This window comes from Enterococcus sp. AZ191 (assembly GCF_051713845.1).
GTDB lineage: Bacteria > Bacillota > Bacilli > Lactobacillales > Enterococcaceae > Enterococcus_B > Enterococcus_B durans.
The window spans coordinates 1,729,306-1,753,665 of sequence record NZ_JBIOQS010000001.1 but is presented as its reverse complement, the minus strand read 5'-3'; the positions used below and the strand labels follow the sequence as shown (position 1 = coordinate 1,753,665).

Annotated in this window: 22 protein-coding genes, 1 tRNA gene and 3 pseudogenes; 15 read left to right on the top strand and 11 right to left on the bottom strand. The window is 36.5% G+C overall.

Annotated elements, in window-relative coordinates; all coding sequences use genetic code 11:
- Positions 1 to 5: 5 nt before the first annotated feature.
- Entirely contained in the window at positions 6 to 365 is a 360-nt protein-coding gene (locus tag IGI47_RS08445) for an ArsC/Spx/MgsR family protein (protein ID WP_438783936.1), read from the bottom strand.
- Between the two features lie 304 nt (positions 366 to 669).
- Positions 670 to 819, bottom strand: coding sequence for a hypothetical protein (locus tag IGI47_RS08440; RefSeq protein ID WP_005878128.1), 150 nt, complete (start codon positions 817 to 819; stop codon positions 670 to 672).
- A 702-nt stretch (positions 820 to 1,521) separates the two neighbouring features.
- Between IGI47_RS08440 and IGI47_RS08435 the strand changes: the two genes are divergently transcribed.
- The 3 genes and pseudogenes from IGI47_RS08435 to IGI47_RS08425 all read left to right on the top strand — a co-directional run.
- Positions 1,522 to 1,722, top strand: coding sequence for a cold-shock protein (locus tag IGI47_RS08435; protein WP_005878127.1), 201 nt, complete (start codon positions 1,522 to 1,524; stop codon positions 1,720 to 1,722).
- A 199-nt stretch (positions 1,723 to 1,921) separates the two neighbouring features.
- Positions 1,922 to 2,467, top strand: coding sequence for a hypothetical protein (locus IGI47_RS08430; RefSeq protein WP_438783935.1), 546 nt, complete (start codon positions 1,922 to 1,924; stop codon positions 2,465 to 2,467).
- Between the two features lie 250 nt (positions 2,468 to 2,717).
- Positions 2,718 to 2,837, top strand: a pseudogene (locus tag IGI47_RS08425) (DUF3788 family protein); the annotation flags it as partial.
- Between the two features lie 133 nt (positions 2,838 to 2,970).
- Here IGI47_RS08425 and IGI47_RS08420 read toward each other — a convergent pair.
- The 4 genes from IGI47_RS08420 to IGI47_RS08405 all read right to left on the bottom strand — a co-directional run bounded on the left by IGI47_RS08420 (position 2,971) and on the right by IGI47_RS08405 (position 4,397).
- Positions 2,971 to 3,351 carry a TIGR02328 family protein gene (locus IGI47_RS08420; protein WP_311931033.1) on the bottom strand — a complete coding sequence of 127 codons (381 nt, stop codon included), beginning with the start codon at positions 3,349 to 3,351 and terminating at the stop codon, positions 2,971 to 2,973.
- A 38-nt stretch (positions 3,352 to 3,389) separates the two neighbouring features.
- Positions 3,390 to 3,635, bottom strand: coding sequence for a helix-turn-helix domain-containing protein (locus tag IGI47_RS08415; RefSeq protein WP_005878124.1), 246 nt, complete (start codon positions 3,633 to 3,635; stop codon positions 3,390 to 3,392).
- Between the two features lie 29 nt (positions 3,636 to 3,664).
- Entirely contained in the window at positions 3,665 to 3,919 is a 255-nt protein-coding gene (locus IGI47_RS08410; protein ID WP_311931035.1) for a hypothetical protein, read from the bottom strand.
- 172 nt (positions 3,920 to 4,091) lie between these two features.
- Positions 4,092 to 4,397 (bottom strand): hypothetical protein, encoded by a 306-nt coding sequence (locus IGI47_RS08405; RefSeq protein WP_438783933.1) that lies wholly within the window; start codon positions 4,395 to 4,397, stop codon positions 4,092 to 4,094.
- Between the two features lie 171 nt (positions 4,398 to 4,568).
- Here IGI47_RS08405 and IGI47_RS08400 point away from each other — a divergent pair.
- Positions 4,569 to 4,642, top strand: a tRNA-Ile gene (locus tag IGI47_RS08400).
- Between the two features lie 558 nt (positions 4,643 to 5,200).
- Here IGI47_RS08400 and IGI47_RS08395 read toward each other — a convergent pair.
- The 3 genes and pseudogenes from IGI47_RS08395 to IGI47_RS08385 all read right to left on the bottom strand — a co-directional run.
- Positions 5,201 to 5,320: pseudogene (locus IGI47_RS08395) on the bottom strand (DUF3788 family protein); the annotation flags it as partial.
- A gap of 132 nt (positions 5,321 to 5,452) precedes the next feature.
- Positions 5,453 to 5,944, bottom strand: coding sequence for an isochorismatase family cysteine hydrolase (locus IGI47_RS08390; RefSeq protein ID WP_438783931.1), 492 nt, complete (start codon positions 5,942 to 5,944; stop codon positions 5,453 to 5,455).
- A 28-nt stretch (positions 5,945 to 5,972) separates the two neighbouring features.
- A complete protein-coding gene (locus IGI47_RS08385; protein WP_438783930.1) occupies positions 5,973 to 6,782 on the bottom strand; it encodes a Cof-type HAD-IIB family hydrolase in 810 nt (269 codons plus the stop codon).
- 318 nt (positions 6,783 to 7,100) lie between these two features.
- On the opposite strand from IGI47_RS08385, the gene IGI47_RS08380 reads away from it, so the two are divergent.
- The 11 genes and pseudogenes from IGI47_RS08380 (at position 7,101) to IGI47_RS08330 (ending at position 22,250) form a co-directional block, all read left to right on the top strand.
- On the top strand, positions 7,101 to 7,958 hold the full coding sequence (locus IGI47_RS08380) for a glycosyltransferase family 8 protein (RefSeq protein WP_438783929.1): 858 nt from the start codon (positions 7,101 to 7,103) through the stop codon (positions 7,956 to 7,958).
- The gene (locus tag IGI47_RS08375; protein WP_438783928.1) at positions 7,951 to 8,856 is read left to right on the top strand and encodes a glycosyltransferase family 8 protein; all 906 of its coding nucleotides are present in this window, start codon (positions 7,951 to 7,953) and stop codon (positions 8,854 to 8,856) included. Before IGI47_RS08380 ends, IGI47_RS08375 begins: the two co-directional genes overlap by 8 nt.
- Positions 8,857 to 8,879: 23 nt before the next feature.
- Entirely contained in the window at positions 8,880 to 9,230 is a 351-nt protein-coding gene (locus IGI47_RS08370) for an iron-sulfur cluster biosynthesis family protein (protein WP_053109038.1), read from the top strand.
- 35 nt (positions 9,231 to 9,265) lie between these two features.
- On the top strand, positions 9,266 to 10,201 hold the full coding sequence (locus tag IGI47_RS08365; protein WP_438783927.1) for a magnesium transporter CorA family protein: 936 nt from the start codon (positions 9,266 to 9,268) through the stop codon (positions 10,199 to 10,201).
- 36 nt (positions 10,202 to 10,237) lie between these two features.
- Positions 10,238 to 11,131, top strand: a complete 894-nt coding sequence (locus IGI47_RS08360) for an SDR family oxidoreductase (RefSeq protein ID WP_438783925.1) — start codon at positions 10,238 to 10,240, stop codon at positions 11,129 to 11,131.
- Positions 11,132 to 11,152: 21 nt separating this feature from the next.
- Positions 11,153 to 11,719 carry an alkaline shock response membrane anchor protein AmaP gene (amaP, locus tag IGI47_RS08355; protein ID WP_438783924.1) on the top strand — a complete coding sequence of 189 codons (567 nt, stop codon included), beginning with the start codon at positions 11,153 to 11,155 and terminating at the stop codon, positions 11,717 to 11,719.
- A 13-nt stretch (positions 11,720 to 11,732) separates the two neighbouring features.
- Positions 11,733 to 11,921, top strand: coding sequence for a DUF2273 domain-containing protein (locus IGI47_RS08350; RefSeq protein WP_438783922.1), 189 nt, complete (start codon positions 11,733 to 11,735; stop codon positions 11,919 to 11,921).
- Positions 11,922 to 11,933: 12 nt separating this feature from the next.
- Positions 11,934 to 12,758, top strand: coding sequence for an Asp23/Gls24 family envelope stress response protein (locus IGI47_RS08345; RefSeq protein WP_438783921.1), 825 nt, complete (start codon positions 11,934 to 11,936; stop codon positions 12,756 to 12,758).
- A 217-nt stretch (positions 12,759 to 12,975) separates the two neighbouring features.
- Positions 12,976 to 13,376 (top strand): annotated as a pseudogene (tnpA, locus tag IGI47_RS08340) (IS200/IS605 family transposase).
- A gap of 775 nt (positions 13,377 to 14,151) precedes the next feature.
- Positions 14,152 to 20,691 (top strand): LPXTG cell wall anchor domain-containing protein, encoded by a 6,540-nt coding sequence (locus IGI47_RS08335; protein WP_438783920.1) that lies wholly within the window; start codon positions 14,152 to 14,154, stop codon positions 20,689 to 20,691.
- Between the two features lie 158 nt (positions 20,692 to 20,849).
- Positions 20,850 to 22,250: a helix-turn-helix domain-containing protein gene (locus IGI47_RS08330; RefSeq protein ID WP_438784457.1), complete on the top strand. Its 1,401-nt coding sequence runs from the start codon at positions 20,850 to 20,852 to the stop codon at positions 22,248 to 22,250.
- A gap of 381 nt (positions 22,251 to 22,631) precedes the next feature.
- Here the strand turns inward: IGI47_RS08330 and IGI47_RS08325 are convergent, their stop codons facing one another.
- A complete protein-coding gene (locus IGI47_RS08325; RefSeq protein WP_438783919.1) occupies positions 22,632 to 22,853 on the bottom strand; it encodes a helix-turn-helix domain-containing protein in 222 nt (73 codons plus the stop codon).
- An 11-nt stretch (positions 22,854 to 22,864) separates the two neighbouring features.
- Positions 22,865 to 23,329, bottom strand: coding sequence for a DUF2975 domain-containing protein (locus tag IGI47_RS08320; protein ID WP_438783918.1), 465 nt, complete (start codon positions 23,327 to 23,329; stop codon positions 22,865 to 22,867).
- Positions 23,330 to 24,360 lie beyond the last annotated feature (1,031 nt).

The following is a 24,360-nucleotide window of genomic DNA, read 5'->3' as shown; positions in this document are numbered from 1 at the left end:
ATCGATCATTCAAACATAGCGTATGTAGGTAGAAAAGCTTCGCTTGCATCGAACTGTGTGAGATGATCGATCAGGAGGATGTCATTTAATGCCTGTTTACGAGCTGTTCTCGGTAAAAACAACCTGATTTTATCTTCACTGAATCCAGTCAAAAACTTTTTGTGATGGTCAGTAATGATCGGTCGCTTCAATAAAGAAGGATCTTTTTGGATTTCTTGGTAAAGCTCTTCAAGAGTTAGAGAATCTAATTGATCCTTTATTTTTTTGTAGCTGAATGAATGGGTGGATAAAACTTCATTCAAGCCATTTTTAGTTAAGTGAAGCATCATAAAAAATTCTTTTTTTGTCAATGGTTGCGCATTCAAACTTCTTTCTTTGTAATCGATTTGGTGGTCATAGAGCTACTTTCTAGCGAAACGGCACGAGTTGCAACCAGGCATTGTATATAAAAAGATCATTTGTTTTCCTCCTTCAAATCTTACTGCACCACTATAGTAGCACCAAAGATTAAAGGTGAATGGACAAAAAAATGATGATTTTTCAATAAAAATGACCGTTGGTATAGATGGAAGAAAATAAAAATGGAAACAAAAAAGCACCTACTTTCAGTTAAAAGTAGATGCTTTTACAGTGAACTAGAACTGCAATCGTTCATTGAGTTTTTCACTCCTATGCGGATTTTTTCAATTCTTGGACAGCTTGTTCGATCGTAACACCTGTAGCCACACGATTTTCATCTTTTTTATCAAATACGATAAATAGATTCAATTGTGTATCCAATGTTACGCGATATTGTAATTCTTTGTTATAGAATGTCATAATTCATTCTCCTTTCTTTGTTTCATACGAAAGGCAACTACACGTTGATAACGAAATTCCACTTTTAAATATAACACAAATAAATAAAAATTGCTACTTAAATATTTATTAACAAAACGATAAGGCAGTAATTGCGACGATAAAATGAGAAAAATATAGCTCATTTCGAAAAAAAGTATTGGGGCCAAAGAACAAAATCCTGTGGAGTGTAGGGGATAGAAATGAACAACGGTGTAAGCCTCAATAAAAAGTGTATGATCGTGAAATGGCCAGGGTTTTAACTGGAGTTTGAATCTTCATTTAGTTGATTGATCAATGAGTCCAAGTTATAAGACGAGTCTCAGAAAATAATGGTTGAAATAAAGCACATAGATTACTTAATGATCGGGATACTGTTTTATTGGTGAGATAACTTAGATTTATTAAAAACCTCCATTGAACGTGGGACTGATTTATTGAGATAAGAAGTGAAGGGAAACGCCATTTTATTCCCTGACTAATGGAGGATTCATGCGTTGAAAAAAGAAATAGCTAAAGATGTGATCGTTATTCTTGTGTTTCGAATTGAACCATGGTATATTATATAAGTAATCTATTTTGAAACGTAATTCGAGCTACTATTTTAGTTTAAGACTCCTTTTGCCTATCAATAATTTATTGCATCAATCAACGTATTTTGATACGTATCAGGAGGAAATATACATGAATAACGGTACAGTAAAATGGTTTAATGCAGATAAAGGTTTTGGTTTCATCACAGCTGAAGACGGAAATGATGTTTTTGCGCATTTCTCAGCTATTCAAGGTGACGGATTCAAAACATTAGATGAAGGTCAAGCAGTGACTTTTGATATTGAAGACGGTCAACGTGGCCCTCAAGCAGTTAACATCGTTAAAGCTTAATCATTGAATGAACAAAAGACCTCTCTTCTTGAAGAGAGGTCTTTTTTTGTGCAACCATCCATTTATTAGTGAGCTTTTTTATTTTGTACAGTACAATAAGTCGAATTGTTTTGAAATAGTAAATTTTTTATTAAGTATTTATTTACCCTTTTATTAGAAAGGAGATACATATGATTAAAAAAATTTTTTGTTTTCGGCAATGACGTTAGCTTTAGCGGGTTGTACGATACATCGTTCAGAAGAGGAAACTACAACAAGTAGTGTAAAATCAACAAATGCAAAAGGACCGTTAGTAATAAAAAAAGAACAAATTACAGTAATGGAAGTAAATAAAGCACGGGAAGATTGGGCTAATGCAATCATTGCAATTGGTGCAGCAGGCGAAGAAAGTTTGGAAAAAGCGAAAGAAGTCGTGGAATTGCAGTATGACTTTGACGAAGGAACGGTGTTGTTCAAACCTATGAAAGTAGCACAACAGTCATTTCGTTCTACAAAAACAGAAGCTATTTCTTATTTTGTGGGAGGCGAGGTGAGTGAAGGTCATGGGTTTGCCTTACAGCTTTGGAAGAAGGTCCATTTTGGGAATCACGACACGATTATCGATAACGACTCTGCTGTAGCTTCAGGAGAGTATTATAAAACAGGCGAAGAAACAAAAGCTGAATATACTTTCGGCTTTATTAAAAATCATGAGGTAAAGCTAAAGATTAACCTTCATCATTCTAGTCTTCCTTATGGAGGATAAGTAGAAAAAGCTAAAAAGACGATAGTAGCAAAATAAATGAATGAAGAACGAATGGAAATTGATCTTTACGTATATGAGGACTTGCTAAAGAATTTTTTGAACTATCTGATGGAAAATTAGCTATTGAGAGCGAGGCAAAAGTCGTTTAGGTTTGAGGAACTAAAAAAACGAACAATACGTTTTTTGTATTGCTCGTTTTTTTGAAATTTCCGAAAAAACTGACTTTTGGACGCCGTTTATTTGAGAGAGGCTGGGACAGAAGTGTTTAACTCCGAGAAATAAGAAGAAATGAACGAAAATTGCTTTTCAAATTGTTGTGAATTTCGGCTTATTTAAGAAGGAGTTGCTTCTGCTCCCGCCGTTTATTCGAGAGTCTGTAGCAAAACTGATTTTTAGATTTGTCCCACATTCATCATCTAAGCATGAATAAACAATGGAAGCAGAAGCAGTTTTCTGTTCAAATCTCTCAATTAGTTGAATTGGACGCTACTAGAAGAAAAAAATCATTCAACTGGCGGGATAACTAATTCGATTCCTTTTTGTCTAAGATTAGTCAAACATTCCATTAGATAGTTTTCGTTATGTTCTGGATAGATCGGTGATGTCTGATCGACTGGCAAAAGATCAAGATAGCTTTCACATGATTTTCCGCGGTATTCAGCAATCCGCCATTCAGGTGCGGGAAAATAACCACGACTTTCCATTTCTAAAAGGACTAGTTGGTGGTATTGGTAAAGCTTATAAGGCGAATAGTGAAAGACATAATCGACAGTTGCATGCTTTTTGCCCCAACCATTTCCCCGGAGCGCGCAACATTCTCTGTGTTGTCCTAGTAGTTGCTGTCTTGGTAATAAAGAAATTAGTTCCTGATGCCATAGTCGCATGGGTATTCACCTTTTCTATAAGTAATCATTTTCTAAGGTCAAGATAATCGTTCTGGATTTTCAGACCTGCCAATCAAATAGTCAATTGAGACATCGTAAAAATCAGCTATAAAAAGTAGTTCTATCACGTTCGGACATGTTTTGCCTTCTTCGTACTGCTGATACACTTCAAGAGGGATCGCTACTTGTTCAGCCACTTCACTAGTTGTCAGATTGTTCTTTTTTCTCAAAAAATCCAGTCTGCAACGTAATGTATCTAATAAAATCGCTTCTTCAATGCTCATCGATATGCCTCCCATTCGCTTTGATACGATTATTGCTTCTTATTTAAATAAATCAAATATACGATTGGTAGAAATAAGGATAAAATAAAGCCAATCAGTTCTTCAACGAATAATTTATCCGACTGGAAATACTGATAGTTTAGTATTTTGTTGATAAAAAATAAAGCGGGGAAAGTAAATAGTGCCAAAAGAATACGTTCTTTATTCCATCTTATGAAATAACAAATAACCGGAATAAGAACGATGGTCGGCACTAAAAAAATAAGGCGAACCAATGTTATCATAAGATGAACTCCTGTAATTTTTTTGCTAAACAGCCGCTAAAATATAAAAGGACAATCAAAAAAGCATCATTTACATCGTCTATTAGACGATGTAAAAAAACACCTTAAATAAAAGATATCATTTTCTAGGTAACATAACAAATAATATGCTATGAAGTGGAGTCAGATGATATTATTTGGGGAAGACAAGAGGATTGATATCTAAGAAGTTGAGTACGTATAAGAATAAGAAAACAGTATTTATTATAAAAGAGTAAATTATGATTGCGTAGCGTATAGATACGTAACGAATAAACAGCCGAGGTTGGATGGCCGCATACCGGTTCCCTTTATAGATAATTGTCATAAAACAAAGAATGAGGGTAACGATTCCTTGAAAGATAAGACCGATAAGTAGAAGTGTTTCTGTTTGATGGTTTAACTGTAAAAAATATGCACCCGCGGCTAACAGGTCTAAAAGAATAGCAACAAATGGCATAAAGGGTTCCTCCTTTTTTATAAGAATAGCATGATTTTTAGATTATACAATTATTGTGACAATATTGAAAGCTAGAGGAAGAATGAATATTAAAAAACGGATGTGATGCTTTATTTGAGATTGTTTCTTCTAAATCTACATGATATAGTAAAAATAGGTTATTTTTAACAGGTACCCTTAGCTCAGTTGGTTAGAGCAGACGGCTCATAACCGTCCGGTCGTAGGTTCGAGTCCTACAGGGTACATCAAGTCAAGTTCGAAAAAACGAGGATCTTTTGATCCTCGTTTTTTTATATAGAAAATAATAAATTTTGCTTTGCTTCACTAAAAACTCAGCCAGAATTTGGCGGAGTAAAATAGATAGATATATTAGTGAAAGATAATTGAATAAAGTGTTGCTAGCAGAAAAACGAGGAAAACGACCAGCACATGATCGGATGTAGATGTTTGATCCCATTCTTTCTAGTATAAAATAAATTGAGGAAGATAGACAATCAATGATTCTGTATTTTATTAATCAATTCCGCCACAAACGTAAGAATAGGTGAAACACTGAACAGAAATCTCAAATTAGTGATGAAAACACGACAAACGGGAAAGGCAGACCAGACACTGAATGTATGTATAGAATAAACGTAATATAAATAGAAGAAAAAATCTATTTAATACGTAAAATAAGCGGGAATAATTGATAAATCAGCAGTTTGAGAAAGATTTGTCAAAGTATTTTCAACTAAATAAAAAATGATAGAAGATTTAAAAGAATGTGTGACAAATCTAAAAATCAGGTTCGCTACAGACTCTCGAATAAACGGCGGGAGCAGAAGCAACTCCTTCTTAAATAAGCCGAAATTCACAACAATTTGAAAAGCAATTTTCGTTCATTTCTTCTTATTTCTCGGAGTTAAACACTTCTGTCCCAGCCTCTCTCAAATAAACGGCGTCCAAAAGTCAGGTTTTTCTGAAAAAAAAAAAAACGAACAATACAAAAAACGTATTGTTCGTTTTTTTTTTTTTATTTCTCAAGCCTAAATGACTTTTGTCTCGACCTCTTTTTAGAGAATCGATACATTGAAGTCCTTTAGTAATTCGATGGCCATTTTACCGTGTTGATTTTCTGATAACAGCGCTGGATCAAGGAAAAAATCTGCCTCTGGAAAAGCGCTTTGTAAAGCAATCGTATTGGACAAAACACATAGATTTGTTTCTATGCCCACAACTTCGATTGATTTCTGTTCGTCTTTTCGATCAAATAATTGTTTTTTTAGTTCAATAAGTTTCTCTGGTGGCAGAGTGAAATAATATTTCTTGATCACTCGTTCATTTGGTAGAGGAGCAATCTTAGGAATCAATTGTAGTGCTGGGATTTCTTCCTCTACGTCTTTTTTTTCGATGGGAATATCTCTAGTAAATAAAACCAATTCATTATTTTCCCTAGCTTTAGCTAAGCGTTGCGCAATTCGATCCACCAATTCTTCAGAACTTGGAACATAAAAATCACTTGTTGGATCAAGCACTTGGTTTTGCATATCGATGATTACTAACACGTTGATCCCTCCATTCACCTTGTGAAACTCAATAATAATTTTTAATGATATATGCAACACCAGCTTCTTCGTTGGTCTTCGTCACTTCATTTGCGATGTCTTTCACTTGTGGTTGAGCATTGCCCATTGCGATACTTAGTCCACTGACTTTCAACATCGCGATATCATTTTCTTGATCGCCAAATGCCATGATCTCACTAGGCTCGATTTCCAAGTATTGACCTAAAAAGATGAGTGAGTGTGCTTTTGTGATGCCTTTAGGAGTGATCTCCAAAAAGTGGGGGTCTGAGAAGACAGAATCGATTCCCTCATCAGCCAAATCACGTTGCAACTGTTGTAGCTTACTTTTATCTCTATCTGTCAAAGCTAATTTCAAATAGCTTAGAGAAGGGTCTTCCAGTAGTTTTTCAATATCTTCAAATGACTGCTTCTGTAAACGGAATTGTTTATAGTAAGGGTCATTTTTTACTAAACTAGATTCATCAAATGTTAGTTGGTCATCTTGGGTCTCGCGACTTGCAATGATCGAGATTTTTGCTTTTTGTGCGAGATAAAAGGCGCGTTTCAATGTTGGCAATTCGATTTTCGCACGTTTCAAGACGTTGACGATTTTTCCTTTTTCCATTTCTGCAACGAATGAACCGTTAGAAGAGATCAGATAGCCACCAATGCCCAGTTTTTCAAAAATATCTTTCGCTGAGATGCTGTTGCGTCCTGTAGCGACTGTTACAATTCCACCATTTCTGTCAAAGTTTTGTAAAGCCTCGATATTTTCATCTGGTATTTCTCCGCTTCGATCAAGTAATGTACCATCTAGATCTATTGCAGCTAATTTCATAATTTTCGCTCCCTTTATTGTGTGCTTATTTTAAGATTAAATGAGAAATGATAAAAATGAAAATAAAATGCACTGTGTGATGAATTTTTTCAAAAAAAATTCTCTATTTCCATTTGACTATAAGTAGTAGCGATTTGGTCAATACCTTTGAATAAATAGGCAAAAAACTTGATAAGTTAACGTTTTCAAAGCTAAAAAAAACATTATTTTTGCAAAATATTCATTGGAAATGAAGCATATATTTTGCTTTAACGTTTGATCAGGCATATTCTAGATATAGAAAAGGTTAGAGAAAGATTAAAAAAAGGAGTGATTTTAATGGAGAAAAAACAGGGGATCGTTCCAGTGGTAACTGCTTCAGATGAAAATTACGCTCCTTATTTAAGCGTAATGATCGCAACAGCATTGGACAATTGTAACAAATCAAGACACATTTACTTTTACGTGATTGATGACGGAATCACTGAATACAGCAAAGAAGGATTAAGACAGACGGTGAGTGATCATTCAGCAAATGCAAGTATCCAGTTCCTGACAGTTGACACAGATGTGTACCAAGATTTTTTGGTTAGTGATCATATAACTACTACTGCTTACCTGAGAATTTCTTTACCTAAAATTTTAACGAAATACAACTATAAAAAAGTACTTTATCTTGATTCAGATATTTTAGTACTAGATGACATCGTTGATCTATATGATTCATCATTGAATGATCATACGATCGGTGCAGTGATTGATCCTGGACAAACCAAAGCGTTGAAACGCTTGGGCATTGATTCTACCGAATATTATTTTAACTCTGGTGTGATGATCATTGACATCGAACGTTGGAATGAACAATCGATTACAGAAAAAACGATCAACTATTTGAAAGAAAATAGGGATCGAATCATCTATCACGACCAGGATGCATTGAATGCTTTATTGTATGGCAACTGGGAACAATTAGAACCACGTTGGAACATGCAGACATCTCTTATCTTTGAACGTCATCCTGCACCTGATGAAACATACGAAAAATTGTACAAGGAAGGCAATGCTTCCCCAGCTATCGTTCACTTTACAGGCCACGATAAACCGTGGAACACATTGAAAGACCACCCATATACAACGATTTATTTAAAAAAATTAGCGCATAGCGCATTAATGAAAGTAGGCGAGGTAAATGAATAGAAGAAAAGAAATAGCGATCGTATCAAGTTGTAATACAAAATTTGTGCCTCATCTAGCGGCGCTTTTTGTATCAGTATTAGAAAACAGTGATCCAAAAACATTTGTAAGATTTTATGTCGTTGACGACAATATCGATGCTGAAAGCAAAAAATTATTGCGTTTTTCAGTAAAAAATTCTCGTATGAATACTGACGTAGAGTTTTTGAAAATCAACAAAGAGTTCTTTGAAAATGTCGTAACGAGTGACCGTATTCCGGAAACAGCATATTACAGAATCGCTATCCCAGAATTATTTAGAGGAAAAAATGTCGAACGTATTTTATATATGGACTGTGACATGATCGCTTTAGATGACATAACAAAATTATGGTCTCTTGATTTCAATGGTGCCATTGTCGCAGCTATTGAAGATGCTGGGTTCCACCAACGTTTGGAAAAAATGGAGATTCCTGCAAAATCAATGCGTTACTTCAATTCTGGCTTGATGCTGATTAATGTTGAAAAATGGTTAGAACAAGATATCACACATAATGTTCTAAAATTTATTGAAGAAAATCCAGAAAAACTACGATTCCATGACCAAGATGCATTGAATGCTATACTACATGATCGTTGGATTGCTCTTCATCCTAAATGGAATGCGCAAGGCTACATCATGGCGAATGCGAAAAAACATCCCACTGCAAAAGGGGAAAAAGAATACGAAGAAGCACGCCAAAACCCATCGATCATTCACTTCTCTGGACATGTGAAACCGTGGAGCAAAGATTTTAAAGGATCAAGTAAAAAATATTACGAAAAATATGCAAACATGACTGCTTTCCGCTGTGTAGAGAAGTTTCCACAATATCCATTGTATGCACAAGTCAATCGAAATCGAAATACATTTGTTAAATAAACAATCACTAGGAGATGATGACTATGGAAATCACGATGTCAAAAACTGCTGCCAAAGCATTGATCGAAAAAGTAGGGGAACATTCGAAAATCGCTATAGCTTTGATTGATCATTCTGATCCTTTTTTAAGAGAGAAAAGTGCCTGTGCGAAAGGAAGTTTCTTTCAGATCATCCCGTTTGTGAATGAATTTGGCCAATATATTACTCGGATTGATCATCCAGTATTAGAAATCTATACTTCTAAGCTTGAACAATTTTACTTAGGTAGACAATTAAGTATGGAATACAATCAACAGCTGAATAGCTTTACCTTAGAAAATGAAATTACCGTGTTAGATCGCAATATCAAACTCAGCCACTGCTTCTTTAGTTAATCTGAGGACGAAACAAATAGAAGGGAAGACTGATAATGCTGGACTATTACTTTATTAAAGAAAAAGTAATACAAACAGATGAAAAAAATTTCAATTGGCTTGTGATCAACAACAGTGATACTGAAGAAATCGGAAGAGTCGTCGAGAAGTATCAACTTCCAGAAGACATCTTCATCGGGAATTCTTATCCCGAGGAAGTGTCTCGACTGGAATACCTTTCAGGGACCAAGTTGCAGCATCCGATTTCTTTGGTATTACTTAATCTCTCAAGTAAACAGGAAAAAATCGAGAAACGTTTGACGCCGATTTCGTTTGTTTTATCAGATAACCTATTGATTGCTTGTGTCGAAAAAGAAACCGATTTTTTTGAACATTTGATTGAAAAATATCATGAGGATATCGATTCTTTTGAAAAAGTAATCGCATACACAGTGTTAGATATCTATACCCATTATGTGAAAGAATTGAAGGGAATGAAGAAGAGAATCGATTCTTTAGATCAAGAAGCCAGAAAAACAACGGAAAACGAAGAGTTATACAAACAAGCGGATTTAGAAAGAGATATTGTTTATATCGATCATACGCTGAGAGATCAGAAAGGAACAATGGATGCTTTATGGGACTCCAAACCATTCGTCGAAGGATTAGCGGATGACCGTTTACTTTATGATGTCCAACTGAGACAACGCCAGACTGAAAAAATGATCTTGATCTACCGTGACCTATTAGAAAGTATCGGCGATCTATTTAATGGGATGATGGACAACCATTTGAACCATCTGATGAAATATTTAGATTCAGCAGCTTTGATCATCTCAGTTCCAGCGATGATTGCTGGGGTCTGGGGAATGAACACTGGTGGACTCCCTGGAAAAAACTCAACATTAGGGTTTTTACTCGTCGTGATTGCCTCAATCGTTATTGCGGCGGCTGTTGGGTATCATCTAACCAGAAAAGACTACACGAAATAATCAATAACAGTTTTACTAACATTTAGGAGGATAACCATGACTGAACCAAAATTAATCGACCCACGTAACCTTTATCATACAGAGAAATTTCCAAAGCAAGACCAGGATACACCTGCGTTACAAAATGAAATGCGCCCTAACCCTGATTGTGGAGAGGAATCTTATGAAGGCTCGAATCAATTAGAAAACAGACGTGTTCTTATCACTGGAGGCGACTCTGGTATCGGACGTGCCGCAGCGATTGCGTATGCAAGAGAAGGGGCAGATATTGGGGTGCACTTTTTCCCAGGAGAAGAAGAAGATGCGAAAGAAGTAGCTTCATATATTGAAAAAGCCGGCAGAAAAGTTGTGCTGTTACCGTATGATCTACGAGAAGAAACTGCACCAAAAGAAATGATCCAAAAAGTCGTTGCTGAACTTGGGGGATTAGATACCTTGGTCTTAAATGCGGGTCAGCAAATCTCTTCTCCATCTATTGTCGATCTGCCGATGGAACAAGTAAAAGATACGTTCATGGTCAATATCATTGCGATGTTTGCACTTGTTAAAGAAGCTGTTCCACATATTCCAGCTGGTGGTGCAATTGTTACAACGACGTCTGTCCAAGCATCCAATCCAAGCGAGCACTTATTAGATTATGCAGCGACGAAAGCAGCAATCGCCAACTTTACGATTGGTTTGGCAAAACAGTTGGCACCGAAGGGAATCCGTGTGAACGGTGTGGCACCTGGACCTATTTGGACGCCACTTCAACTAGATGAAGGTCAACCTGAGGATGCAATTCCAGAATTTGGTCAAAAAAGTCTGTTAGAACGAGCAGGTCAACCCGCTGAATTAGCACCAGTATACGTTTTCTTGGCTTCAAATAAAGCAAGCTATGTGACGGCACAAATTTACGGTGTCACAGGTGGCGAAGCAATCAACCTATAAGGAAAGATTGGAGAGAGAAAAATGAATAAAGGAATAAAGACCATTGGAACAATCGTTTCGCTTTTACTATTGTCTGTGCTGTTGTTTGTGATCTTGATCAGTGCGATCTATTCATTACCATTCCAGTTGGAACGTTTCCGCTTCTTTTCTTTAACGAATTTCTATCTGCGACATTATATTTTTTGGGTGGCAATCGCCTTTTCGATTCTCTCGATTCTTGGCATACTGATCTTGCTGTTCTATCCAAAAACGATCCGCAGTTTCTTACTGAAAAAAGGGAACGGAGAATTAGTGCTGGATAAAAAGGCTATCGAGGGCATGGTTCGTTCACATTTGAACCAAGATGACTTTATCGACTCCCCTAAAGTCAACGTGAAAGCTACTAAAAATAAGCTATCCGTTGGGATCAAAGGCGAGTTGAGACGAACGTCTTCATTAATTGGGAAAACAGGAACCTTAATGAAAGATATCGAAAAAGAAATCAAACATGTACTCGGAGAAGATGAACCTGTTCAAGTTTCAGTGAAGTATACAGGTTATCAAGAACCAACGAATAAAAGAAGCGCAGATCAAGCGCGAGTAGAATAGGGAGGCTGACGAAATGAATGAATTTATGACCACGTACAAGCTCCCGATCATCTGCGGAGTGATTGGCTTGATTCTAGCAATATTATTATTGTTGATCGGTTTTTTTAAAACACTACTAGTTATCATCATGGCGATCATTGGTGTAGCTGTTGGTATGTACTTGAAACGTACGCATCTTTTAGACGATTATTTCAAATCTTAGGAGGAACATTATATGAATAACAATGAAAAAAACAACCAAAACAAGCAAAATAACCAAAATATTAACCAGGGAAAACCAGTTTCTGCACATCCAGATCCAGTAACACCAAACCAATCAAATGGAATCACGGCAGAAAAAAATAAAATAGCACCTGTATCAGGACATCCTGATCCAGTTGTGCCAAATGTAGAAGAAAAAGTCGAACACGACAAACATCAACATGACAAAGACCATGATGACCATCAACCTGCTCCCCATGATCTGCCAAAACCTGGTGGACATACACCTGGTGGACCAGTTCCACCCCATGCGCCACAATCTCCAGCTGGACATGGAAAGGAAGAGCACATGAATGGCGATTTGACTTACGAAGATAAAGTGATACAAAAAATCATCGGGATCGCACTAGAACAAGTCGATGGATTATTGTCAGTCGATGGTGGTTTCTTCTCAAATGTTGTCGGGAAATTAGTGAATACAGATAATACGACTGCTGGGATCGATACCGAAGTCGGTAAAAAACAAGTAGCTGTTGACTTGTCGATCATTGTTGAATACGGGAAAGACATCGAAAAAATCTTTCAACAAATAAAAGAGATCATCAGTAAAGAAGTACAAAACATGACTCATTTAGATGTGATCGAAATCAATGCCAATGTTACAGATATCCAGTCAAAAGAAGAATTTGACGCGAAACAAGAAACAGTTCAAGACAAAGTAACAAATGCAGCCAAAACTACCGGACAGTTTGCTTCTGAGCAAACGGATAAGGCGAAGCAGGCGATTAATCAAGGAAATGAAAAAGTGAAAGATCAAACAGAGCCACGTGTAAAATAGGTTTTACTGTATATGTAGTTTTAGAGAAGAAGACAACGGTAATTTTACTTCTGTCTTCTTCTTTTTATTATTGTCTTTAGATCTGGTTAAGCTTGCAAAGGGAGTGAAACATAAAACCACTTAGTATACGAGTGGGGAATATAAGGTCTAACAAAAAAATTCCAATCGCTAAAATATGATTGTTCAGGTCATATTTTAGCGATTGGAAGGGAAAGAAGTGGCTACTAAAGCAAATAATAGTTTAGTCTATACAAAGTGGCTACGTAAATACCACATTGTATGCACACCAAAGTATAGAAGAACAATCATTTATGATCAATGACGGGCAAATATCCAAGAGATTACAAACAATCATGTAAATATAAAGGAGCAGAAATATTAGAGGAATATATGTTACCAGATCACGTTTATCTGTTATTGAGTATTCCACCTAAAATGAGCATCTTTAGTTTTATGGGCTATCCAATAGGAAAAAGATCATCAATGATTTTCGATAAGCAAGCAAATTTAAAATATAAGTTTGGAAATCGCCCCTTTTGGGCAGAAGGGTATCATATAAGTACAGTAGGATTGAGTGGAGAAACCGTAAGAAAATATATTCAACAACAAGAAAAATAGGGTATTACGCTAGATAAATTGAGTGTTCGAGAATATAAAGGCCCTGTCAATAGTTAGTGAGTAATACAACTATCTTTTTAAAGATGGATCTGTTAGTTCAAGACAATGTGTAAAACAAAAATCAATTATTTTCCACGCAAAAACGAAATAATGGTGATAAGAAGAGAAAACAAAGGATTTTGTTCTCCTTGAATAGTCATATTTATTTTAAGAATTACTCATCGATTTTTATGATTAATAACATAATAAATGGAATTTTTATTATTTAAAATAATAAGAAATAAGTAATGATTTTATCGTTTTTCTTTAACTTGATAGCAGCTAGGATGAGTTCATTTGTATACACCCCTTTATTTATCGCTTTTAATTAGTTGTTTTACGTATTATATAGTTGATAATTTTTAATTTATTTTCAAAAAAACCCTATCTAAATAGAAAATTTGACGTATCATGATTTGTTATTTTGTATAAAATTAAAGAAGGTACGTAAATTGAGTCAGTTACTAAATCGAAAAAGGAGAGAAAAAACTTATTAGAGACTAGAAATTAATTATTACACAGTCAAGTGGACAAACAAGTAGCAACGATTAAGATGTTTCTTACTAAATCGTACATATAAATGAAGCAAGCAAATGGACTTATCAAATCAGTCTCTTAGGTACTATTAATAATTAGAAATTTTTAATAATAAAAAGCTGATATGTCTTATGTTTATTACTTATTCAATAGTAAGAAACCTTTTTCTGTTGTTTCTAGAATAGAAGGAGGGAACTGAATGAAATCATATAAAAAGTTACTCAACAGTGCGCTGATATTAGGGTTAGCGTTCGGACAACCCGGTGGAACAGTTGTTGAGGGAGTTGCCATGCTAAATTCAATTGAAAGTAGTACGAGTAGAAAGGTTATGCTAACAAACGATGAGAAAACGAAGGGGAAAAAAAGTAGTAAGGATAGTAAGAAAGTAGAAAAAGTGGACAAATCAGTGGATACTTCTCCTTTAGGTTCATTGGCAGAGCCGCTTCCAAGCTCTGTACCGTATCCAACTACTCAAGAAGGGGTGGATATAGGAGAATTTGCAGGAAAAAATTTACAAGAAGGACTAAATGTTAATTTTAAAGCGGACACAGATGATTACAATATTGGTGACACCATTCAAATCAATGATGTATTTAATACAAGAAGAAATCCAAGTCATAGTATACTTGTGGAACATCCATTTCAATGGCCCCATTGGCCATCACATGGACAGTCTTTTTTTACTAATGTGAGTATACTTCGTAAAAATGATGGCCCGGGAGTATATCTAAATATATATAGAATAGAAGTTACCTCAAAAAGTGGTAATTGGCGCATGACGATACAACCCAGTGATAATGCAACAACAGGTCTAGAGAATGGGCAAATCAATGCGACGTTTAGACGCTTAAAAGTTGCTCCGCCAGAAGATGAAGTATTTGAAGTAGAACGATTTCCCTTTTCTTTGCTGGAGGGGTTTATGTTCAGTGTATACAGAATTCCCTTTAGTTTCAGTGTGAAATTCCCGACAAATGTAGAAAATAAGATTGGAAAATTGAAAGCAAGTGCAAAAGCAGGGACCCACACTCTAGAAGAAAAACAAAATACAATTAATCCAGGAGATTTTCTGGAAATTGAAAATAGTCGAGGGAATATTAGCTATTCTTGGGTGACAAAACCTGATACAAATAAGTTAGGAACACAAATAGTCAAAGTATCCGTAAAGGATGAAACTAATCGTTCAGCTGAAGTATCTTTTCCAATCACAGTAGAACCTATAATTACTGCAAAGCAGGACAATTTTGAAATTTATCAGTATACTAAAATGCCAGATCCAAAAGACTATTTTGATATACATACCAAAAGTAATTATCGGTTGGAATGGTTAGATAATGCAACAACAGTGAATTCAGGAAAATATACTTGGCGTGCTAAAATCACAACTTCGGATAATCGAGAGTCAATAAGTTCGATTACAATGAATATTTTACCTCACCCTGGGTTACAATTGAAACTAAAACCAATGGAAGATCGTTATATTGGTGGAACTTACTTGCCATTATCAACAAGTTTTAGAGATTACATTGAGGAAGTGACAATGTTAGGTGAAGCTGTCAATAGCAATAACCTCCAATTTGTAGCAGAAGAATCGACTGAACCAAATAATTCAGTTGCTGGAAAGCAAAATATAAAAATTACTGTTCAAATTAGACATCTAGATACTAATGTCATGTTAAAAGCTACTGCTGAAACGTCCACTACCCTCTTGTGGGGGAATACTATTTTGATGCGTTCGGCAAATGGTAGTTCAGCAGGTGCTTTTTCATTGAATCTAGAAAATTCAAGTAGTTCGACAGCGTCTATTTCAATTCGCCAAGGATTAAAGTCCTCATTAAACGAAGCAGTTAATCCAAATGGTTCACAATTCTCTACGTACTATAATTTTGAAATTTTAAGAAATGGTAACTCTATTTACGAACTAAACGTGATCAATCGTGCGACACTTCAAGAAATCATGAATGCGTTTGGTAATACAAATAATACAGTCTCCGTTCAAATGAACGATATCATCAAAATCACTCATCCTGAGAAATCGACAAATAGTTCAGTGGTAATGATAGATGAAAAAGAACATGATTTTACCTATGGATCGGAGTATGCCTACTATCGGGTGACACGTAATGGCTTGATACCTGCCCCGTTAATAGAAGCTGAAGGAGCAAATAAGGAATTTGTCTTAGGTGAAAATGTTCAAACAATTGATTCCACAAATTTAATCGATAATATAACGATCAATGGGCAAAAAGTTGATAAAAGTAAATATACTGTGACACCATTAGATAAATTTGATACAAGTACGATCGGTTCTCGAAAAATGCGTGTCCGTATCAACATGAAAGATGGGATTGCTTCAGAAGAATTTGAGATCAATTATAGTGTTGGCTGGGGCAGTACATTTGTCTTGAAAGGATTGAATGATACCACGGTAGGTGCTTTTAGTTTATTGAATCAAAATGATCAGTGGGCGCTTCAATCAAGCCAAGGTGTTAACGGAACGAACTTAAGTGGTTTCGTCAATAATCATTTTGGGCGAGATACATATTACAGTATTGAAGTGTTAGATGGGAGTACCAGAAAATACAACTATGAAGTAGCAGGAAATAGTTCGATTCGTGAGGCAATCAATGGCTTCAATAATGGGCAACCTCTGATTGTTGAAAAAGGGAATGTGATCAAGGTCTATCACGCAGAAACCAATGGGAAAAATCTGTTGATGGAAGACGAGTTGGTCAAAGATTTCACAGTTGGTTCAAACTATGCGTATTATAAAGTGACGGACCACGGATTAGAAGCTGTTTTAAATGTTGAAGCGGATGCTGCTCCCCAGAAATTTTCTCTAGGAGAAACCACAAAGGGGATCGATGGCACCAAACTAATCAAGAGTATCAAAGTCAACGGAATCGAATTAACGAGTAATTTGTATACTGTTACTCAATTAGAAGAGTTTGATACTACTTCTGCTGGGTCCAAAAACTTACGGATCAAATTTGAAACAACAGATGGCATGGTCTCTAAAGAAATCACTGTGCCGTATGAAGTGAAATGGGGCAATACGATCCTGATGCGTTCGGCTACTGGAGACGCTGCTGGTGCCTTTTCGTTACGGTTAGGGGATACGAGTGCTTCATCAGTCCGGATTGCCATGACGAAGGGACTAGCAACAACGGGTGAAGATGCAGTGGGACCTGCAAATGATCCATATGGACTTTACTATTCTTTTGAGGTTTTACGAAATGAGCGAAGTGTATATGAATATGAAGTGGCCAATCGTTTTACAGTGAATCAAGCAATCAAAGATTTTAATAATGGCAATGGATCATTGAATATTCAACTCAATGATGTCATTAAAATCTACCATCCTGAGAAAACAGCGAATAGTTCAGTTGTCATGATCGGAGAGCAGGAAAAAGATTATACCTATGGAACAGAATATGCTTACTATAAAGTGACACCTCAAGGATTTGTGCCTGTCCCTGTAATGACAGCCGAAGGAGCGAAAAAAGAGCTTCTGTTAGGGGAAGAGACGCGCACGATCGATGCAAATCAATTGGTTTCAACTGTCAAAATCAATGGGCAGGAGATCGATGAAAATCTTTATACGGTAGAAACATTATCAGATATAAGTACGCAGACTGTGGGTACGCGGAAAGTAAAATTGAAAGTGACAGCGAAAGATGGCTTGTCATCTGACGAGATAGAAGCAGAGTATACTGTTAAGTGGGGAGATTCTCTCGTATTGAAAGGACTGAACAATGCCACTGTTTGTGCATTTAGTTTAGTTAAACAAAACAAACAATGGTTGCTTCAGTCAACACAAGGCGTGGATGGCACCAACTTAAGTAACCCAGTGAATAACTTGCTCGGGCGTCAAGTCTATTATCGCTTGGATGTGATAAAAGGAGTAAGTAGTAGCTTTACCTATGAAGTCTTAGGGAATAGTACGATCGGAGAGGCAATCAATGGCTTTAACAATGGCAGCCCACTTGCGATGGCTGTAGGGGATGTCATCAAAGTCTATCATGCAGAAACGAATGGAAAAAACCTCTTTATGATGGACGAAGTGGTGAAGGACTTTACAGTGGGTTCCAATGAAGCGTACTATGAAGTGACGGAAGAGGGGCTTACACCGATCTTAGCAGTGAGTGTGGATTCTGCACCGCAAGAATTTACATTAGGAGACATCACGACGAACGTTGACGGAGCTAGTTTAGTGAACAGTGTGACTGTAAATGGTAGTCCATTGACATCGGATCAATACACAGTAAAACAACTAAGCAAATTTGATACGACAACGGCTGGCAAAAAAGATCTGCGGATCCAATTTGATACGAAAGATGGTAATATCTCCAAAGAAATCACTGTGCCTTATGAAGTCAAATGGGGCAACACGATCTTTCTTAAGTCAGAAAATGGTCATTCAGCGGGAGCCTTCTCACTGCATACAACGAATGGTTCTGGACGTCAGTTAGCGATCCACACTGGCTTAGACACACCAGCGAATGAACAAATCAGTAGCGACTCTTCTTTGTACTATTCGATTGAAGTCCTTCGTGATGATCGTATTGCGTATAGTCAGGAAATTCCTGGCAGTGCTACGTTGCAACAAGTCATGGATAACTTTGGCACCAACAAGGCGATCAGCGTTCAGTTCGGGGATGTCGTCAAGATTTATCACCCACAACGGACAGACGGTAGTTCTGTGTTATATGTCAATGAATCAGCGGAAGATTTCACCTATGGCTCACCTTATGCGTATTATGAAGTAACTGCCTATGGCTTCAAGGCGTTACCAGTGATGGAGGCTGAATCTACCAACAAGGAGTTCTTCTTAGGCGTAGAAACAACTGAAACAAAATTGAATGACTTGTTTGCGGATGTGCGGATCAATGGTGAAACTGTAGATGAGGAAGCATATACGGTCAAAAAATTATCTGATTTTGATACAAGTACGATTGGGGATAAAACGATTAAAATCCGCCTTGAAATGAAAGATGGATTAGCTGATCTTGATATGGACGTGCCTTATAAAGTACGTTGGGGCAGTACGGTCGTCTTAAAAGGACTGGAAGATGCTACAGTGGGTTCTTTCAGTATGATCAATCAAGATGATAACTGGTCGATCAAAGCAACAAAAGGAGAAGATACGACTGTTCTGGAAAACCCTGTCAACAATGTTTTTGGACGAGATGTGTATTACCGGATCGAGGTCGTGGAAAATCCAGATGCCAAGAAAGTCACTTCGCCTCTTGAAGCAATCCGAACTTTACAAAATGGAGAAATGACTGAAACCAGTACGCCTACTCGTGCTTTGGAACTGCCACTAGTGATCGTTAATGAGGGGATACCTTTAACCGAATCAACGGATAAAGTGAAATACAGCTATGAAGTGACTGGCAATATGACGATCGGGCAAGCAATCAAAGGCTTTAACAAAGGGCAGCCTTTGACAATCGATGAAGGGGATATCATCAAAGTCTATCATGCGGAACCAGGAAGTCGAAACTTATTGATGCGGGATGATCTGGTCAAAAACTTTACAGGTGGCTCGAATTATGCCCATTATCAAGTGTCGAACCATGAATTTGAACCAATCACAGATATCAAGGCAGATACAGTGACACAAGAATTGACTTTAGGGGAAGATCCTAGTGAAGTAGATCCGACGAAATTAATCGAAAATGTTCGATTCAATGGTCAAAAATTAGCCGAAAACCTATATACTGTAGAGCAAGTAGATGCATTTGATACGAACACAGCTGGACCGAAAACGCTGAATGTCAAAGTAGCGACAGCAGATGGGGTGACTGCAAGGGATGTTTCAGTGCCATATGAAGTCAAATGGGGCAGCACGATCCAATTGAAGAATCGTAATGGGGATACTATTGGTTCATTTGGCTTATTGAAGAAGAAAGAACAAATGCAGATCCAATCCATGCAAGGCAACGATCAGACTACGTTATCCAATCGGGTAACAGAATTCGATGACAACGAGGTCTATTATGGCATCGAAGTATTAAATCGTTCAGGTAGCAAGTATAAATATGAAGTCCGTGGAACCCAAACGATCGAACAGGCGATTTCACGATTCAATAGTGGTAAGCCGCTAAATGTTACAGTTGGCGAGATCATCAAAGTGTATCATGCAGATTCCAATAGTAATTTACTGATGTCTGAAGAAATGGAACGAAACTTCACCTATGGAACGAACTATGCGTATTACGAAGTAACAGAATACGGCTTTGAGCCAACAGGCGAGTTCATCGTTGAACCAGCAGAAGCGAAGTTGGTCAAAGGGACAGAACAAGTGGATCTAAAATCATTGCTTAAAGAAGTGAAATTGAATGGAAAAGATATTCCAAAAAATGCGTATTCTGTCACGCTTGATCCAGAGATGGAAATCGATACCTCAAAACTTGGGTCGCAAACAGTAAAATTAACGGTGAAAGCAGATCGCTCATACGGTGGATTTTCAGCAGAAACAGAAGCCACGTTTGAAGTTGTGGAAGAAGGCCAAGCAGGTCAAGGAAACGGCGGTGATGGCGCAGCTGATGGAACAACAGCAGGAGGAGCTGGTGTTGCAACCGGTGGTGCAACTGCCAACAGTAGCAACCTTCCTAAAACCAATGCAATCAGAAATGCGGCTTTTTCAATCTTTGGTTTCGCTCTTGTGGCAATGGCTAGCTTCCTGATGTTTTGGAAGAAACGAAAAAAAGAAGACCATTCAGAAAATAAAAAGTAGAGTAACGCAAGACCATTTTTTATTGAATTTAGAAAAAATAAATTTCTATCCCGAACAAACTTCTCTAAAATAAAGAATAGAAGCACTCAATTAGATGAAATACTCTTTAATTGAGTGCTTTTTAAATTTATTCAAGATGAAAGAATACGGTGAATAACATGTTCGATATTTTATCAAATAAATTAAAACGTCAGCTTCATTTATTAGAGTTGCTTTTTGAAAAAGAAAACTATCGCTTTCAGGACATAGAAGAAAAGCTGGCCTGTTCTGCAAAAACAGTAAGAAGCGACCTAAATGATATCATTTCATACGCAAAAGAGATCCATATCCAAATGGATCGGGATGTCGGTGTCACTGTAACGATTGCGCCACATATCACAGAAGATTATATCTATCGGACGATATTGAAGGAATCGATCGAATTCCGTTTCTTAGAGGCGATTTTATTGAATCACTATGGCTCGTATTTGGAATTATGCGAAGAATTGTTCATTTCAGAAAGCACCTTGCGACGGATAGTGAAGAAAATCAATCTGGTACTTAAAAAACACCAGCTGACTATACGCGGACTAATCAAGATCATCGGTAAAAAAGAAACCATCACTCAATTGATGGCTTGTTTATTTCAAGAAAAGTATACTTGCTTAGAAGAAGTTTTTTCGCCAACCATTTGCCAAAAAAGTCGATTGTTCCTGACAGAACTTGGTATGTACCACCAGCTTCAGGAAAGAATCATGCAACTAGATCAAAAAGAAAACGACTTATTGCTTTTTTACATTGCAAGTACACTCACACAATACGAAAGTGTGGCAGAACAAGAGAGGGAAGAATTTGGGAAGGACAAAGAGACTTGGGATAACTGGTATAAAGAGCAGATCGAACAAATGATCCAACATCCCTTTCTTCGTAAAATATTGCGGGTGGATCAACAGATAATTCATGAAAAAATGAGCCATATTCGGACGATCATCGATTTAGCTATCACTTATCTTGAAACAAAATATCAAATTTTATGTACCAATCGTACTGATGTAATCGAAAGAGTTGCTTACGGTAGCACTGGTAGGCAAGAATGCTCGTATATCTTATATGACAGGTATCGGATATTTTTTCAGCAATTCCATCCCTTTATCAAATCCATCCAAGTGGAGCTAGAAAAATATTTGATAAGAGAAAAAAAAGACAATGAAGTAGATAGTGAGATGCTAGAAAAACTCGTGACCTTGCTGGTATTTCATTGGCCTGCGGTGATAAAAGAAAGAGAAGTTGGGAAACAAGTGAAGGCGTTGCTAGTTATGGATGGTATCCATCATGCAGATTACATAGTAGGTAAATTAAAGCTGTATTTAGGGAATCGTTATCGGTTCATAAAGAACGATCCTGGGTGTTTGAGCGATCAGGTAAGACTCAAAAACACATATGACTGTATCATATCATCAGTGGCACTCAGTCCGTCTTCTGATATACCGGTCTTTGGCATTTCAGTTATGCCAAGGGCAAGAGAAATACATAATTTAATCAGATTCCATCAACAAAATGATAATGAATTTTCTCTTTGAAAAGTAAGCTGTTACTGATCTTTTTTATGATGTAGCATTCCCCAAATTAGGCGAATGTTCCATTTGGAGAATGCTACATCGTGGAAAAAATTAGTGGCTGGTTTGTCAATAAGGACTGATGATTTTTTTTTGAAATTTCCGAAAAACCTGACTTTTGGACGTTCGTTTCTTTGAGAGAGGCTGGGACAGAAGCGTTTAACTCCGAGAAATAAGCCGAAATTCACGAAAATTGCTGTTCAAATTTTTGTGAATTTCGGCTTATTTCCGAAGGAGTTGCTTCTGCTCCCGCCGTTTATTCGAGAGTCTATAGCAACCTGATTTTTAGATTTGTCCTATACTCGATGACTATACAAAGGAATCAGTTTGACAGCTTTTTTGTAGTTATTTTTCCATTGGCTCATCTTTTACGTATTCGATAATATATCCAGGTTGACAATGCAAGACCTCGCAAATTTTGTCTAGGGTAGAAAAGCGGATTGCTTTTGCTTTGCCATTTTTTAAAATAGAGATATTGGCCATCGTGATCCCGACCTTGTCACTTAAGTCAGTTACACTCATTTTTCGTTTTGCTAACATCACATCCAAATGGATAATTATTGCCATCTTCTCACTCCTCACACAGTTAAATCAGACTCGTTTTTTAAATAAATTGCTTCTTCCAGTAGCTGACAAAGGGTAGTCGATAACACATAAATAGCGATTGGAAACAAAATGATAAAACCACCGAGAAGCATGATCCCAGGTGAATCACTCAAATCTGCTAAGAGATAAAACTTAGGCAATAAGCCACAAACAGCTAGAACAATCAGCAGGAAGGCACCACGTAGTTGTTTGAAGATAGCTAAGCTAGCTGAGGAAAAGACTTGATTATTCGCTGCTTGGGTCAATAATCGGCATAATCTACTGCCAATGAATAGACAGTTCAAAAGAATAAAGTAAAGCATGCCCACCATTAGAAGGGTTTGCCAATCAAAGGTGTGGGGGTCGCTTGTAGCTACTTGGACGGTTAAAAGCAATCCAAGAAGGATAAAGCCAATATTTAAGAGAACCACCATTATTTTTGTGAAAAATACGTTCATATATATCATTCCTTTTCGTTATACGATATATTTTTATTGTTTATCGATAAATAGAGAGGTGAACGAAAGCCTCTTCTTTTTGAGAAAAGGCGATCTAACGAATCAATATTATTATTTAAAGCTGTAAAACCATTACTAAAGATTAACTATTTCTCATTTAAACAATGTATTCCCTAACCACTAATACATCCTTGTAACCCTGAAGTTACGCCAGTGGGATTAAATTTCAACAAAACAAATTAAAATGTCGCATAACATATTTTTCGTACTTTCTTTATTATAGCATGATATGCACAAAATAAATAGTTAAATCTTTTATAGTCCTACAGATTGATGAAATGATTCTTTAAAGATCGTACCCTTTGAAACATTCAGCAACAATAGAAACGTACCTATGATTGGTTGAGAAAAAAGCTTGTAAAATTTCTTACTTTTTTCGATAGTTCTGTAATAAAAGAACAAAAATAAAGAAGAAAAAGGATTCCCAAAGCGTAGTCGTCCAGCTGAATTCCTTTGAAACACCAAAAAACAAATTACCAACATTTGACACAATTAAATAAATTATTGTTGTTATACAGGCATAAACGATTTTTTTTACCATGAGAGCACCTCACTTATCGATTCAAAAGAATCTGTTTTTTTAGGTTATCACATTCAAAAAAATTAGATGAGCTAATTTCAGTATAATTCATTTTATACTTTTTTGAAAAGGGTAACAACGCTGAAAACATCATATTTTTTATTTTTGCATAAAATCTTGTAATCGATGAATAATCAGAAAACTCTAATAATTTCTTTATTTTTTGTAATATTAATTGAGCATTATCTTTGCAATTTTTAATGTTGGATACTATCCTTTAACTATACCCAATAGAAAAAAAGCAAAAAATACTTTTGAGTTTATTCGTTATTTATGTTTATCGAGCTAGAAGTAGAGAAAACGCCTATCTGAGTCAGCAATGGGTGGTAGCGCTTCGATATTCTAGACAGTTGGTTTTTTTAGATAACGAAAAAATATCATCAGTATAGTA